Origin of the sequence: Myroides odoratimimus, from assembly GCF_004337635.1 — a bacterium.
GTDB classification, from domain to species: domain Bacteria; phylum Bacteroidota; class Bacteroidia; order Flavobacteriales; family Flavobacteriaceae; genus Flavobacterium; species Flavobacterium odoratimimum.
Map to the genome: position 1 here is coordinate 427,403 of NZ_CP037427.1, position 15,344 is coordinate 442,746.

Genomic DNA, 15,344 nt, shown 5'->3' on the forward strand with positions numbered 1-15,344 from the left:
TCCCTAAAAACAACTAATTTGCATACTGTCGTTTTATCTGATAAGGATATAATTCATAAATAGCATTCGCTTCATTGATAGAGTATCCCATCTTATTATATTCCACGAATAACTTAAATGTATCATTTGCTACATTATCGTTTAGCTTATCTTGACAAAGAGCTTTATAATAATAGGCATCCGAAAACTCTTTATACTCCTTAATTGCCTTATCAAAATAGTCAATTGCATCTTGATACAATTCTTGTTCATACTTGACAATCCCTAAATAGAACAAATCAACGTGGTGTATATCTTGAAACATTTCTTTCTGCTTCTCTACTGCTCTTAAAAAGTATTGTTCTGCTGTGTCAAATTCATTCAATTGTAAATAAGACAATCCGATATAAAAGGTATATGTATGATCCATTTCATACCTATCTCCCCAACGAGTTAGACATTCTTCAAAATCTGCAATTGCATCTTTATAAGTCTTAAGAAATACACACTTAATAAAAGCCCTATAAGGCAAATAACGCTTCACATCATAGCGTACAGCTTTATCTAGGTACTCCATACCTACCTCATACTTCCTATTTTTAAAATAAGGCATTGCTTTCTGTTGCCATAGATAAGCTATTGTGCTATCCTGCTTCAGCCCTTCATCTAAATTGGTTTGCCACTTATTCATATCTAAGTAGTAATTATACTGATGGGCTCCATTAGTAGCATATTGAGCTATAATACCATCCTGCTTTATTGCTTGCGCCTCACTAAGTTGGCGTTCTTCAATATATTTATTCTTCTCTTTAGATGATTGACATCCTACTAATACAAATAATCCAAAGACGATAAAAAGGTATTTCATAACTATCTACATCTAAATTAGTTATTTAAAAATACGCTATTTTAATTACTTATTCTTCTTTCTGCATGATTTCTATCTTATACATAATCAAATCTATCGCTTCATTTCTCCAGACAATATCTCCATACTCTACGATAGCCTCACTATCTATAAAAATCCCTGTAGGACTACTCCAACATAACCATGCTATCATTTCTTCTCTTGTCCACGTAGACAATTCTTCTTTTATCTCCACTGGAGACATACTACAAATCCTATAATTAGGATGTAAGTGAGCTTCTATATCCATAACTAAGTATTTTAAAACTAAACACTTACTCATCATCAAAGAACATTCCAAATCAATGAATAATATCAAAATAATTATCTTATTCCCACAAAAAAAGCACTGTCATAAACAGTGCTTCTCTTCTACTATATCTTCTAAAAATACTTATATCTCATTGATTTTTTTGACAATCAACTCACAAGTATAATCGCTAATTACTTTAATATCCTGAACTTCTAATTGCTGATCGTACTCTTTCTCGAATACTGTACCATTGCCTAAGTCTATCACATAAGTCAATTCAGTAAACACACAAGCTAAACCTACTTCTATAGTTTCTGCTCCTTCTATTAGTTTGAATCCATCTAAACGGATAACAGATTGTATTCCTTCTGCTCTATCCCATACAATACTTGGGTTGTCTAAATCTATTTCATTAGAACTTTCCTCTTCTACTTCATTCTCTTCTGATACCTCATCTTCAGTAGCAACACTTTCTTCCTCTACTACCACTTCTTCCTCACTAGTCATAGACTCTTCTTCTACTACTTCCTCTTCATTAATAATAGACTCCTCTTCTTGGTGCTCTATAGTATCAGAAAGTAATTCTTCCTCCACTAATTCTTCTATCTCTTCTTCTGAAACATCTAAAGTATACTGACCTATAATCTCATCAAATAAGTCTCCAAAACTCTCCATTACATTATTTTCTACTTCTGTAAATAAAGGACGTATCGAATGTGTAAATACAGACTCTAACCATGCAGCTGATTTAACCTTACTCTGCTCTTCCTCTTTCGCTTTTAATTGACGCTTAAGCATCTCTATTTGGTTGTAGAACTTCTCAGATTCTTCAATAGACTTCCCTTCTTGAATATCCACCACCATCTGTTGAGAACGAAGAATTTGTTGACCTATATGACCAAACAAATCATCTTTAGCTCCCTCATAGCATAATACATCTGCAAGGTATTGTTCATACGCTTTGTTCTCCTTATCTGTAATCCAAAACGGAGTATATACGAATGCAATCAAAATCTGATTACTCAGCATACGTGCGATAACTCTATTCCCTTTATCAAAAGGACTAATCTTCAAGAAATCAACATGAAAGTTTAATGCCACATCGATAGGGTGTGGTGCATATTTCTTCCCTTTCAGTATATAATCAATAGCCTCATTCGTACGATTGATCAGCTCCTTCATCTCTGCTTTGACCTCTGTCACTCCTATATAAGGATATTTATCCCCCTTATAAGTAACCATCTCATTAGGAGATTGCTTCCATTGTCCTATCGTTAGTTTCTTCTCTGCATCTTCTTCATACATCAGCTTAGCGTGGAGCTCTTTGATATACTTCTCAGACAGATGCACTTCTACTAATCCTCCACCTAACATATCTTTTAAGACCTCATCATGCTTCTTGATTTCCATCAAATCACGAAGAGGTTTATTCTCCACATTCACCATTCCCGCAATCATGCTGCGTATCTCTTCTTTAGTCAGTGTATTTCCCTCTGTACCGTTAGAGTAATAGTTACACTCTAATCTATACTTCTCTGACAGCGTTACAAATTGCTCACTATTCAATCCTCCTAGTGCCTCTACTTGTTGCTGTAAGTTATCTATCTTTATTTTTACCTCTGTATAAGTCATCTTCACTGATTAATTTAAATCTATATACCTGATTCTATTTATCTTATAAAATCCAACGTATATAACCTCGCTATTTCTAATCTCACACCCTTTATTTAGCACAAAATACAAATAGCTAAACAGCCCTCTAAGTCCTATTGTTTACTACAAAAACAACCTTCCTATGAACTGTTTCTTTTCGGCAGGCGAAGTTAAGAATTATCCCTCATCCTAAAAAATCATGTAGTATACTATTTGTAGATTCCGGAGAAAGTGACCATGTTATTCCGGTGGAAAGTGACCACCTAAAATCAAGTCAAAAACATGTTTTATATTTCAGTTAAAAATACAAAAAATAAGTATAGTTATTTAATAGAGTTTTGTTGAATTTTTGCTAATGTATTTTTACTTCTTAAAGACTCCCCATGAAGTTCAATTCTAATAGAATTATGTACCATTCTATCTAAAATAGCGTCAGCTATAGTTTGTTCTCCAATTATATCATGCCATGTTTCAATGGGAAGTTGTGAAGCTATAATTGTAGATCTCTTACCATGGCGATCTTCAATAATTTCCATAAAATCTTGTCTTTTAAGATTGTCTAAGGGTTGTAATCCAAAATCATCTAATATAATTAGGTCTTGTTTTTCAATTCGATCTATTTCCTTAGAAAAAGAACCATCTCCTTTAGCCATCTTTAATTTAGAGAATAGTTTATTGATACTAAAGTACATGACTTTATATCCTAACATACAAGCTTGATAACCAATTGCAGAAGCAATATAACTTTTTCCTACTCCTGTACTACCAGTAATTAATACGTTTTGTTGCTGTTTTATAAATTGACAAGCAGCTAATCGATCAATCATATTCCTATCAATATTTCTGGATGAATCTATATTAATATCCTGTATATAAGCTTTGTATCTAAATTTAGCTGTATTTATTAGTCTTTCTATCTTTCTGTTCTCCCTATCATCATATTCACTATCAGTTAAATAAGCAATAAGTTGATCATTTGTATAATCCGAAGTAGGAAGTTGTAGTGTTGATGCGAATGCTCTATGCATTCCATAAAGTTTTAAATACTTTAATTTTTCTAAAGTTGTTTGATTCATGTTTCTATAATTTAATATTATTGTTCTATTGATAATAAGCTGCTCCTCTGATATTCTGATGAGTAGGAACTTCTCTTTCTTTGTTTAATGGTTGTTCTTCAATAGCATCTAATCCCTTTTCTAAAATGCTTTTGATCATTTTATAACTATATCTTTCGTATTCTAAACCCCGTGTACAGGCTTTTTCTAATCGAATATTAGAAAAGCGTTTACCTAAGCTTAAAATTCCAGCACAAGACTTATATGATTGTTCTGGGTGCTGTCGCTTATCTAATATCATTGCTAAATATTTTTGTGTAGATTCTCCTATTTCTTGTCCCCATTTCAAAAACTGTGTAGGATTCCAATCTGTGATATATTGGTGAGATGAAGGCATATGTTCCTTTACAGTAGTATACCGATACTTTCCTAATTCTCTATTGTGTGAAGCGATAAGTCTTTGATTGTGATATATATCAACAATATCTTTGCTATAAAGAATATTTACCTTTTTACCAATATAATGGAAAGGAACACTATAGTAGTGTTTATCTTTATTTAGGTAGATGTGACTAATTTTTTGAACAGTTGCTTTTATAGCATATTTTAATTCATACCTGTGTGCTGGTAGTGATTGTAAAACAGGTTGTTCAATTTCTTTAAACAACGTTTTTCTTGAAACTCTTTCTCGTGAAAGTAGTTTTTCATTATGCTGTTCTAACAATTCTGCTATTGCTTGATTTAGTTCTTGCAAACTAAAGAACTCTCTATTTCTAAGAGGAGCAAATACACGAGTATAGACTGTTTTTACTGCATTCTCTACTAAGGCTTTATCCTTTGGCTTATAACTTCTTGCGGGTAAAATAGTTGTGTTATAATGTAGAGCAAAGTCTTGAAGATTATGAGCTATTTTAGGTTCGTATTTATCACTTTTAGTTACAGCTGCTTTTAAGTTGTCAGGTACAATGGCAAGTGGGACTCCTTGATAAAAATGTAAGGAATTGGTGAGACTTGATATAAAATCTTCTGTATTTTGAGTTAGACTGGCTTCTACATAAGTCATTCTACTTGAACCAAGAATAGAAATAAATACTTCTACAGAAGTTATTTCTCCTGTAGATTTATCAATAATAGACAACTTTTTCCCTGTGTAATCAACAAACATCTTATCTCCAGCTTTGTGTTGCATGTGTAAAGAAGGAGATGTTTTTTTCTGCCAAGTTCGCAAATGATAGCAAAATTGAGAATAACGATAACCTTCAGGATGTTTCAAAAGGTACTCTTGCCACAAGATATGTCTTGTTACTCCCGTTTTAAGTAGTTCTTTAGTAAAGTAAGGGAAATATTTATACAAGATTGCTTCTTTTTCATCAGAATCCAATTCTTTAGTGTCAAATAAATCTTCTATATCTGTATCATTTAATTCTTTTATCTCTTCATAAGTGAATTTTGAAGTCGTAAAGAGAGGAATATATTTCTTAACAGTATTACGTGAAAGACCTAATTGGGAACTTATTTGAAGTTTACTTACTCCTTGAGTATATAGACGTAGTAGTTGTTTTAATTGTAACATGTCGATCTTTTTATTAGCCATATCTCTTGCATTTTAGCTAAGATATTTAGACATGTTTTAACTTGGTTTTTTAGGTGGTCAATTTCACCGGAATTAGGTGGTCACTTTCCACCGGAATTAAGTGATCACTTTTAACGGAATTAGGTGGTCAATTTCACTGGATTCTCCACCTTAGCAAACGAACCTTATAAAGAATATAAAGGAGTAGACTTTGACCGATATTACAACGATACCCTTGGGGTAACTAAAACGGAGCAAGACCGAGCGCAGAAGGTTATCCTCTGGGTGAATGCCTATAATGTTCCTTACGTAAAGACCAAACCACTACACCACTCTCAGCAAGTGTTAGAGGAAGATGAGACAGGTATGAAGATACGTATAGATGTAGTACTCAACTTCGAACTCGAAAGAGAAATACTCGGCTTCGGTGAAACGTTGAAAGTAATCGCACCTAAAATACTACAAAAACGAATTATGAAGCGAGTGATGAAAATGAACGAGCAGTATGTACCAACAAATGAGAAAGAAGAAATATAAAGCTATGTTGTACTTCCTAAAATAAGTACCTTCGTTTTTTATTTTACAATATACCAAACCCCATACCTAATGGACAAACAACAAATAGAAGAAATATTCAATATGACTTTTGCAGGGTTAGCCCTATTCTATCGCGACTGTGAACTAAGTCAAGAGTTAATCGATAAATACCATATTGGGCAGATTATACAAGAACGCGGTTTCACAGATGCTACTTATAAAGGAGGCGGACTTACTACGAACTTGCGTTACCTTATCGCCTCTGCTCATGCTAAAGATGTAGCAGCTCTTGTACCTCAGATGGAAGAATATGGATTAGTAATGATACAGTCAGGTGCTTACTTTAAAGTATTGGATATTCACACTATTGATAACAAAACACAAATTGTATTACTGCATATTGCTGAAGAAACCAAAGAGTTCTTTGCAACTAACTCTTCTAATATAGAAGAGCAGATTGTACAGAAAGCAAGAGAAGGATTTGAACTTAAACTACACACTCAACCTATCCCTTGCTTACAAACAGAAGAATGGATAGACAGAACAGCTCTTCCTATGGGAATGAGTGATACAGGAGAATTCTTTATATAATAATTCTCTTATTAAAATATACTGAGAGCTTAGGTAATTCATATTATCTAGGCTTTTTACTTTAATACTCATTCATTTCAAAAAATAATAATCGCAAATGATTATGAATCACTCACATAAAATCATGTAACTTTGTATTCTCAAAAAAGAAAGCACTTCCTATGACCAAAAGAATATTATTGTTTATAATTATTATAGGTTCAATATTAGGTATTTTCTTATTTATACATCATAATAACACCTCTCCTGATCATTCTTATTTTAAAAGAATAGTAGTCCAACAAGATACAATAAACATCAATATTGACTTTAATAGGATTCAACTCAATGAAGAAGATTTTATAGAAGCTATCCCTACATTTAACAATAGAAACAAAGAATATCTACAACAAGATTATAATTCTGACACAAGTCTTGTACAAGAATACATCACCTTTCATTTAGAAGAATTACAGAGAGAAGAGCTAGCGTCATTGGGGATAAATAACCTATCCAAAGAAGACAATACTATCTTATATCAAAAACTCAAACTAGTTCATATTTGGTTGTATCCAGTAGATGAGCTAAACAAGAAGTATTATTTAGTATTTGACTACAGTATTGGTAAAGAATACGCAGATGCCGTAATTGGGATAAGAACAGACTTACAGGGTCATTTGATAGATATTAATTGGGAAAGTTAAATCCTTATATTAATGCTCTAATAAATACCACTATTTACTAAATTCAATAGAAGCTTAGAAGCCTCATCTCTACCATACAAGAATAAACAGAGTTACAAAATATCTAAAAACCAAAAGCCATAGTGTAATATTTCCTTTTGATGACATTGTTTAGGGGCATCATAGGTCTTATAGACCATCTCACCTACTTCAAAAGGAACAGGCTTTTTAAACATTGGCCCGTCATAGACAAAGGTATGAAACTCGCCATTCTCTCCACAAGGATCAACTCCATCAGGCAAATCTTCTATAAACTGCTTATCTATCGTACGTCCAACAAAGCTTTTGTCGAGATATTGCTCATTGACACAAACGACAATTGTTTTCAAACCACAGTCTACCATTTCGTGAATTAATGCTGTTGTATCTCTATTCCACAGTGGAAATACGCCTGTGATTCCTAACCTTGCTAGCTGTGCCTCTCTAAACGTTTTTAAGTCTTCTAAGAGAATATCTCCATAAATACTATCCAATATACCTACACGCTTATACTGTTCCAATTGAGTCATTATAATAGCTTCATACTCTTGTAGAGAGAGCTTTTCATGAAGGTGTACTATATCTAAAGAGATTCCTATGCACTCTGCTTGTCGTGTTAATACTTCTTCTCTTATCCCATGCATAGATACCCGCCCGAAATGTTCATTGACAGTCGTCATTAGACGCATTACTTCTAACTCATTACTTTGTTGTATCTGATATAAGGCATAAGCAGCATCCTTCCCACTACTCCAGTTTAAAAAAGCACTCTTCATTCTTTTGTTGTTTTTGGTCCAAACAAGATATAAAAAAAACGGTCTCACTACTGTGAAACCGTTCTATATTTATTTTATCAAGAATTATATCTCTCTATTAGGATCGAATGCTTCTAATATTTGAGCCACTCTCTGTACGAACTGTCCTCCTAATGCTCCATCTACTACTCTATGGTCATAGCTGTGAGATAAGAACATCTTCTGACGGATACCGATAAAGTCTCCTTCTGGAGTTTCGATAACAGCAGGTACTTTACGGATAGCTCCTAATGCAAGGATACCTACCTCAGGTTGGTTGATAATTGGCGTACCAAATACACTTCCAAAAGTACCAACGTTAGTTACTGTATATGTACTACCTTGAGTATCGTCTGGTTTTAATTTACCAGCTTTAGCACGATTACCTAAGTCATTAACCGCTTTAGCCATACCTACTAAGTTTAACTGATCAGCATTTTTAATTACTGGTACAATTAAGTTTCCGTTTGGTAATGCAGCAGCCATACCTAAGTTAATATTTTTCTTCTTAATGATATAATCACCTTCTACAGAGATATTCATTCCAGGGAAGTCTTTTAATGCCTTCGCTACAGCCTCCATAAAGATAGGTGTGAACGTAAGTTTCTCTCCTTCTCTCTTTTCGAATGAATTCTTCACTTTATTTCTCCAGTTCACGATATTCGTCACATCTACTTCGATGAATGACTGTACGTGAGCAGAAGTCTGTACAGACTTCACCATATATCCTGAGATCAGCTTACGCATACGGTCCATCTCTACGATTTCGTCAGCACCGTTTACAGATACTGGAGCTGCTTTAGAAGCAGTTTGAGCTGCTGGAGCAGGAGTAGCCTTTGGCGCTTCTACTTTTACAGCTGCAGTTTGAGGTTGGTTTCCTCTATTTTTAATATAATCTAAGATATCATTCTTAGTTACTCTTCCATCTTTACCAGTACCCGCTATTGCTTCTAATTCAGCTACAGATACCCCTTCTTCCTTAGCTATATTTTTAACTAATGGAGAAAAGAACTTATCAGAGTCTGAAAAATCAACAGGCGTAGCTACTGTATCTTGTGCTACTGCTACAGTCTCCGCTACAGCTTTTGCCTCTGCAGGTGCACTGCTTGCTGCAGGAGCTGATGCAGGAACATCACCTTCTGTTTCTATGATTGCGATTGTTTGTCCTACTTGAACAACATCATCTACTTGGAATAAAATCTCTACTAAAGTTCCTTCAACCTCTGATGGAACTTCACTATCAACTTTGTCTGTAGCAATTTCTAATACTGTTTCATCAGCGTCAATATGATCCCCTACATTCTTCAACCAGTTTGTAATTGTTGCCTCTGCAACACTCTCTCCCATTTTGGGTAATTTCAATTCGAACTTTGCCATATTTATAACCTAAGGTTGTGTTTTCTTATACAAATTACAAATTTAATAATATTTCAGACTTTTTACAGCCATTTATAAAATTATCATTCTATCAAAAACTATACTTCTCTATCCTTATTTCTCTCATTACATCTATTTAAATAATCCATTTTTACATATTTTCTTTTGAATTTTATTCCAAACTACGCAATTCATTTTTTTAAATAAAAATGTCGTATTAAGTCAAAAAAGCTCTTCTCATAAGGATACTTCGTGAAATATACAAAAAAACAAAGCACCAAAAACTTTCTTCAATATTAAAACTTTGCAAAATAAAAAAGCCGACCATTTCTGGTCGGCTTTAGCTTTATATAAAATAATATCTATTATTATTTGATAGTATTACGTTTACGATCTGTCTCTTTTAAGAAGATTTTTCTTAAACGTAATGACTTAGGAGTCACCTCAACGTATTCATCTTTTTGGATGTACTCTAATGCTTCCTCTAATGAGAATTTGATAGCTGGAACAATTCTAGCTTTATCATCAGCACCTGAAGAACGTACGTTAGATAGTTTTTTCGTTTTAGTAACGTTAACAGTCATATCATCACTACGTGTATTCTCACCGATTACCTGTCCTTCATAGATATCCTCGTTAGGATCAACGAAGAATTTACCACGGTCTTGTAACTTATCGATAGAATAAGGAATAGCCTTACCATTCTCCATAGAAATTAATGAACCATTGTTACGTCCAGCGATTTCTCCTTTGTATGGTTGGTATTCTAAGAAACGGTGTGACATAATAGCCTCACCAGCAGTAGCTGTTAATAACTGGTTTCTTAAACCGATAATACCTCTAGAAGGGATTAAGAATTTAATAATCATACGATCACCTTTAGGCTCCATACTTAACATCTCACCTTTTTTCAAAGTAACATATTCTACAGCACGTCCAGATAAGTTCTCAGGAATATCAATAGTTAATTCTTCTATCGGCTCACATTTAACACCATCAACTTCTTTGATGATTACCTGTGGTTGTCCGATTTGTAATTCGTATCCTTCACGACGCATTGTCTCGATCAATACAGATAAGTGCAATACACCACGTCCGAATACCATAAATTTATCAGCACTATCCGTTTCGTTTACACGTAGAGCTAAGTTTTTCTCTAACTCTTTAGCTAAACGATCTTTGATGTGTCTAGATGTAACGTATTTACCTTCTTTACCGAAGAATGGAGAGTCATTAATAGTAAATAACATACTCATTGTTGGCTCATCGATAGTGATAGTTGGTAATGCTTCTGGGTTTTCGAAGTCAGCGATTACGTCACCGATTTCAAATCCTTCGATACCTACTACAGCACAGATATCACCTGCGTGTACTTCAGATACTTTTTTACGTCCTAATCCTTCAAAAGTATGAACCTCTTTAATTTTAGATTTAACAGTTTTACCGTCTCTCTTAATTAAAGAAACATTCATTCCCTCTTTTAAAATACCTCTATGTAAACGACCAATAGCAATACGTCCTGTAAATGTAGAGTAATCTAAAGATGTGATTAACATCTGAGGAGTACCTTCATTCATTTTAGCAGCTGGAATATGCTCTAAAACCATATCTAATAATGGCTCGAAAGAGTCTGTTGTTTTTTTCCAATCGTCAGACATCCAGTTGTTTTTAGCAGAACCATATACAGCTGGGAAATCCATCTGCCATTCTTCTGCTCCAAGTTCAAACATTAAGTCAAACACTTTCTCGTGTACTTCCTCTGGAGTACAGTTTTCTTTGTCTACTTTGTTAACAACCACACATGGTTTTAAACCTAAACTAATCGCCTTTTGAAGTACGAAACGAGTTTGAGGCATTGGTCCCTCAAAAGCATCTACAATCAAAAGAACACCATCAGCCATATTTAAAACACGTTCTACCTCTCCTCCGAAATCCGCGTGACCTGGAGTATCGATAATGTTAATTTTTGTTCCTTTATAGCTTACCGAAACGTTCTTAGAAGTAATAGTAATACCTCTTTCTCTTTCGATATCTTCGTTGTCTAAAATCAACTCTCCTGATGTTTCATTCTCACGAAATAATTGACAGTGGTGTAAAATTTTATCAACCATAGTAGTTTTACCGTGGTCAACGTGTGCTATAATAGCAATATTCCTAATTGGTGTCATATAGGGATTTTAAAATTAGAATTTCTTTCTCGCTGCAAATATATTCATTTAAAAATGAATAGTATCAACAAAAAAAGCTCTCAGTATTGAGAGCTTGATATTTTTTACTTACAAACCAAATCGTTGTCTCTATAATACTATAAAGCAGCAACGTGTTTTGTTAATTTTGATTTCAAGTTAGAAGCTTTGTTGTCATGAATGATATTTTTCTTAGCTAATTTATCAATCATAGAAACAACTACAGGTAATTTAGCAGCAGCATCTTTTTGATCTTCGATCAAACGTAAAGCTTTGATAGCATTACGAGTTGTTTTGTGCTGATATCTGTTTAATACTCTTTTCTTTTCGTTACTTCTAATTCTTTTTAAAGCTGACTTATGATTTGCCATTTCTTAAATATTTTATTAAGTCTATACTATTTTTCTCTTGTAGTCCGTAGGGGAATCGAACCCCTGTTACCAGGATGAAAACCTGGCGTCCTAACCCCTAGACGAACGGACCAATTAATTGTAATAAATAAAATTCTCAAAAAGAGAATCTGTAGTCCGTAGGGGAATCGAACCCCTGTTACCAGGATGAAAACCTGGCGTCCTAACCCCTAGACGAACGGACCAATAATTGTAATATATAAATCCCCAAAAGAAGATCTGTAGTCCGTAGGGGAATCGAACCCCTGTTACCAGGATGAAAACCTGGCGTCCTAACCCCTAGACGAACGGACCAATAATTATAATCTATAAACTCTCAAAAAGAGAATCTGTAGTCCGTAGGGGAATCGAACCCCTGTTACCAGGATGAAAACCTGGCGTCCTAACCCCTAGACGAACGGACCAATAATTATTTATATATTTTTTAGTCAAAGAACTTTTGTAGTCCGTAGGGGAATCGAACCCCTGTTACCAGGATGAAAACCTGGCGTCCTAACCCCTAGACGAACGGACCAATTTGCATTAGATAAATCCTCTTTAAAGAGAACTCTGTAGTCCGTAGGGGAATCGAACCCCTGTTACCAGGATGAAAACCTGGCGTCCTAACCCCTAGACGAACGGACCATTTGTTTCTCTAATGCGGATGCAAAACTACAATAAATTTTTTATCCCGCAAGAGAAAAACAAAAAAAAATGAAATTAATATGCTTTTGCAAATAATACTCTACCCTTAGAAGGCTTGCCTGTTAGCACACATATTCCCTCTTCCTCTTTTCTATCAATTGGAATACAGCGAATTGTAGCTTTTGTAAGGTCTTTGATCTTTTCTTCTGTCTCAACAGTACCATCCCAGTGTGCAGAAATAAATCCTCCCTTACCTTCTAGCACTTCTTTAAATTCTTCAAAAGAATTCACCTCAGTGATATGCTCAGCTCTATAATCGTAAGCTTTCTTAAATAAGTTACTTTGGATAGTCTCTAATAGATCTTGGATATATTCTACGATACCCTCTTTAGACACCACCTCTTTAGTAAGCGTATCACGACGTGCAACTTCGAAAGTTCCATTCTCTAGATCTTTAGGCCCTACAGCTACACGCACAGGCACTCCTTTTAGTTCGTACTCAGCAAATTTCCATCCTGGCTTATATGCTGTACGATCATCAAATTTGAAAGAAATATTTAATTTCTTAAATCTATCTGTAATCTTTTTCACTTCCTCACGAATAGCATCTAACTGCTCGTCAGTTTTATGAATAGGTACGATAACTACTTGTATAGGTGCTAAGTTTGGTGGCAATACTAAACCATTGTCATCAGAGTGAGTCATGATTAATGCTCCCATCAGACGAGTACTCACTCCCCATGATGTAGCCCATACGTGCTCTTGTTTCCCTTCTTGTGAAGTAAACTTAACATCAAATGCCTTAGCAAAGTTTTGTCCTAAGAAATGTGATGTACCCGCTTGTAATGCTTTACCATCTTGCATTAGTGCCTCAATACAGTAAGTCTCAATAGCTCCTGCGAAACGCTCATTCTCTGTTTTGAATCCTTTTACTACCGGAATAGCCATAAAGTTCTCTGCAAAGTCTGCATATACGTCTAACATTTGTTCTGCCTCTGCCACAGCTTCTTTCTCAGTAGCATGCGCAGTATGACCTTCTTGCCATAAAAACTCAGCTGTTCTTAAGAATAGACGAGTTCTCATTTCCCAACGAACTACGTTCGCCCATTGATTCACTAAGATTGGTAAGTCACGGTATGACTCAATCCACTTTCTATATGTATCCCAAATAATTGTTTCTGATGTAGGACGTACGATTAACTCCTCCTCTAACTTAGCATCTGGATCTACCTCTATCGTTTTTCCGTCTTCTCCTGTTTTTAATCGGTAATGAGTTACAACTGCACACTCCTTAGCAAATCCATCTACGTGACTTGCCTCCTTACTAAAATAAGATTTGGGGATAAACAAGGGGAAATAAGCATTTTGGTGACCAGTTTCTTTAAATTTCTTGTCTAACTCTGCTTGCATCTTCTCCCAGATAGCATACCCGTAAGGCTTGATAACCATACATCCACGTACACCTGAATTCTCTGCCAAATCTGCTTTGACAACTAATTCATTGTACCATTTAGAGTAGTCCTCACTTCTTTTAGTAATATTCTTGCTCATTTTTAATATATTAGCAGTTAAAATTGTTTAACTCTTAATTAACTATAATAATTCCACAAAACTAACTAAATTTGTTTTGACCGACAATTAAAAAAACAACGAAATGAAAACAATTATCCAAACTTCTAGATTATTAAGCAAATTAGGTATGTTTTTGCTTATAGGAGGATTAACTGTTTCTTGTGGTTCGTATTATAATACCTCTTATCACGATGGTATATATAGTCAAGGTGAGAATACTCAACAATATCGCAACAATCAAAATCCTGACGCTAATTACTATGCGGAGTATTTCAAGTCAAAAAGTGACGAGTTCGAATATTTCACTGATGTAAATCAATATACTTCACCTGTCAATGACAGTGTTATTCAGCACAAACCAAAACAAGCTGTCTCTTACGGCTCTTGGGGAACTGAACCTAGCAGCGTAAATATTAATTACTATAATAATAGTTACGGATACCCTTATTATGGATACGGTGGTTATGGTTATCCATACTATAGTAGTTATTGGGGGGGTTATTACGATCCATTTTACAGTCCATACTATTGGGGTGCTGGATTTGGTATGAGCTTTGGCTGGGGCTGGGGCGGTGGATACTACGGTCGTCCATGGGGTGGCTATTACGGGTATCCATATTACGGAGGATACTACTCACACAGACCTAATTACTATTATAATAATGTAGCGTATCCTAGAGGAGGTAGATCTAGCTACACTAGATCTTCGTATAACTCTAATAACGCTTACAGAGGAAATAGCAACTCTGCCTATACGAGAAGTAGCTACTCTGGAAGAAGTAGTAGTAACTACTCTAATAGCAGTAGATCGAGTTATAGCAGATCAAGCTACCAAACTAATAATAGAGGAAACAGCAACTCAGGTTATAACAATAACTCTAGAAGTTCTTACTCAAGATCTTCTTACGGTACTAGTTCATATAACAACGCTCGTTATAACAATAACTCTTCTAATAATAGCAATAGCAACTATAATAATAACTCCAGAAGTTCTTATTCACGTAGCAGCTACTCTACCCCTTCTTCTTCATACTCGCGCAGTAGTGGAAGTAGTTACAGTGGAGGATCTAGAAGCTCTTCTAGCGGTGGAGGTAGTTCACGCAATAGTTACAGTAGATAATATATAAGTAAA

General features: G+C 34.8%; 13 protein-coding genes, 6 tRNA genes and 1 pseudogene. 4 read left to right on the forward strand and 16 right to left on the reverse strand.

Annotated features, from left to right (window positions below; all coding sequences use genetic code 11):
• Positions 1 to 13: 13 nt before the first annotated feature.
• The 5 genes from E0Z07_RS02055 to istA all read right to left on the reverse strand — a co-directional run bounded on the left by E0Z07_RS02055 (position 14) and on the right by istA (position 5,441).
• Entirely contained in the window at positions 14 to 847 is an 834-nt protein-coding gene (locus E0Z07_RS02055) for a tetratricopeptide repeat protein (RefSeq protein WP_006262026.1), read from the reverse strand.
• 49 nt (positions 848 to 896) lie between these two features.
• Positions 897 to 1,136, reverse strand: coding sequence for a hypothetical protein (locus tag E0Z07_RS02060; RefSeq protein WP_006262027.1), 240 nt, complete (start codon positions 1,134 to 1,136; stop codon positions 897 to 899).
• Between the two features lie 144 nt (positions 1,137 to 1,280).
• On the reverse strand, positions 1,281 to 2,771 hold the full coding sequence (locus E0Z07_RS02065; RefSeq protein ID WP_006262028.1) for a Fic family protein: 1,491 nt from the start codon (positions 2,769 to 2,771) through the stop codon (positions 1,281 to 1,283).
• A 344-nt stretch (positions 2,772 to 3,115) separates the two neighbouring features.
• On the reverse strand, positions 3,116 to 3,868 hold the full coding sequence (gene istB, locus E0Z07_RS02070) for an IS21-like element helper ATPase IstB (protein WP_006260107.1): 753 nt from the start codon (positions 3,866 to 3,868) through the stop codon (positions 3,116 to 3,118).
• Positions 3,869 to 3,893: 25 nt separating this feature from the next.
• Entirely contained in the window at positions 3,894 to 5,441 is a 1,548-nt protein-coding gene (gene istA / locus E0Z07_RS02075; protein ID WP_131540179.1) for an IS21 family transposase, read from the reverse strand.
• 150 nt (positions 5,442 to 5,591) lie between these two features.
• On the opposite strand from istA, the pseudogene E0Z07_RS02080 reads away from it, so the two are divergent.
• The 3 genes and pseudogenes from E0Z07_RS02080 to E0Z07_RS02090 all read left to right on the forward strand — a co-directional run.
• Positions 5,592 to 5,957 (forward strand): annotated as a pseudogene (locus E0Z07_RS02080) (helix-turn-helix transcriptional regulator); the annotation flags it as partial.
• Between the two features lie 69 nt (positions 5,958 to 6,026).
• Positions 6,027 to 6,548: a hypothetical protein gene (locus E0Z07_RS02085; protein ID WP_006262039.1), complete on the forward strand. Its 522-nt coding sequence runs from the start codon at positions 6,027 to 6,029 to the stop codon at positions 6,546 to 6,548.
• A 161-nt stretch (positions 6,549 to 6,709) separates the two neighbouring features.
• Positions 6,710 to 7,231 carry a DUF2004 domain-containing protein gene (locus tag E0Z07_RS02090; RefSeq protein WP_006262040.1) on the forward strand — a complete coding sequence of 174 codons (522 nt, stop codon included), beginning with the start codon at positions 6,710 to 6,712 and terminating at the stop codon, positions 7,229 to 7,231.
• 92 nt (positions 7,232 to 7,323) lie between these two features.
• Here the strand turns inward: E0Z07_RS02090 and E0Z07_RS02095 are convergent, their stop codons facing one another.
• From E0Z07_RS02095 to proS, 11 genes are all read right to left on the reverse strand, one after another.
• On the reverse strand, positions 7,324 to 8,025 hold the full coding sequence (locus tag E0Z07_RS02095) for a Dph6-related ATP pyrophosphatase (protein WP_006262041.1): 702 nt from the start codon (positions 8,023 to 8,025) through the stop codon (positions 7,324 to 7,326).
• An 84-nt stretch (positions 8,026 to 8,109) separates the two neighbouring features.
• Positions 8,110 to 9,420, reverse strand: a complete 1,311-nt coding sequence (locus tag E0Z07_RS02100) for a dihydrolipoamide acetyltransferase family protein (protein ID WP_006262042.1) — start codon at positions 9,418 to 9,420, stop codon at positions 8,110 to 8,112.
• 368 nt (positions 9,421 to 9,788) lie between these two features.
• On the reverse strand, positions 9,789 to 11,588 hold the full coding sequence (gene typA / locus E0Z07_RS02105) for a translational GTPase TypA (protein ID WP_131540180.1): 1,800 nt from the start codon (positions 11,586 to 11,588) through the stop codon (positions 9,789 to 9,791).
• Between the two features lie 137 nt (positions 11,589 to 11,725).
• Positions 11,726 to 11,977 carry a 30S ribosomal protein S20 gene (gene rpsT, locus E0Z07_RS02110; RefSeq protein ID WP_006260350.1) on the reverse strand — a complete coding sequence of 84 codons (252 nt, stop codon included), beginning with the start codon at positions 11,975 to 11,977 and terminating at the stop codon, positions 11,726 to 11,728.
• Positions 11,978 to 12,017: 40 nt separating this feature from the next.
• A tRNA-Glu gene (locus E0Z07_RS02115) sits at positions 12,018 to 12,089 on the reverse strand.
• A gap of 40 nt (positions 12,090 to 12,129) precedes the next feature.
• Positions 12,130 to 12,201: transfer RNA gene (locus E0Z07_RS02120), tRNA-Glu, on the reverse strand.
• A gap of 37 nt (positions 12,202 to 12,238) precedes the next feature.
• A tRNA-Glu gene (locus tag E0Z07_RS02125) sits at positions 12,239 to 12,310 on the reverse strand.
• A 38-nt stretch (positions 12,311 to 12,348) separates the two neighbouring features.
• Positions 12,349 to 12,420, reverse strand: a tRNA-Glu gene (locus E0Z07_RS02130).
• A 38-nt stretch (positions 12,421 to 12,458) separates the two neighbouring features.
• Positions 12,459 to 12,530: transfer RNA gene (locus E0Z07_RS02135), tRNA-Glu, on the reverse strand.
• A gap of 38 nt (positions 12,531 to 12,568) precedes the next feature.
• Positions 12,569 to 12,640 (reverse strand) — tRNA-Glu (locus E0Z07_RS02140).
• A 75-nt stretch (positions 12,641 to 12,715) separates the two neighbouring features.
• Positions 12,716 to 14,191 carry a proline--tRNA ligase gene (proS, locus tag E0Z07_RS02145; protein ID WP_006260351.1) on the reverse strand — a complete coding sequence of 492 codons (1,476 nt, stop codon included), beginning with the start codon at positions 14,189 to 14,191 and terminating at the stop codon, positions 12,716 to 12,718.
• A 103-nt stretch (positions 14,192 to 14,294) separates the two neighbouring features.
• Here proS and E0Z07_RS02150 point away from each other — a divergent pair, with 103 nt between their 5' ends.
• Positions 14,295 to 15,332, forward strand: coding sequence for a hypothetical protein (locus E0Z07_RS02150; protein WP_006262043.1), 1,038 nt, complete (start codon positions 14,295 to 14,297; stop codon positions 15,330 to 15,332).
• Positions 15,333 to 15,344 lie beyond the last annotated feature (12 nt).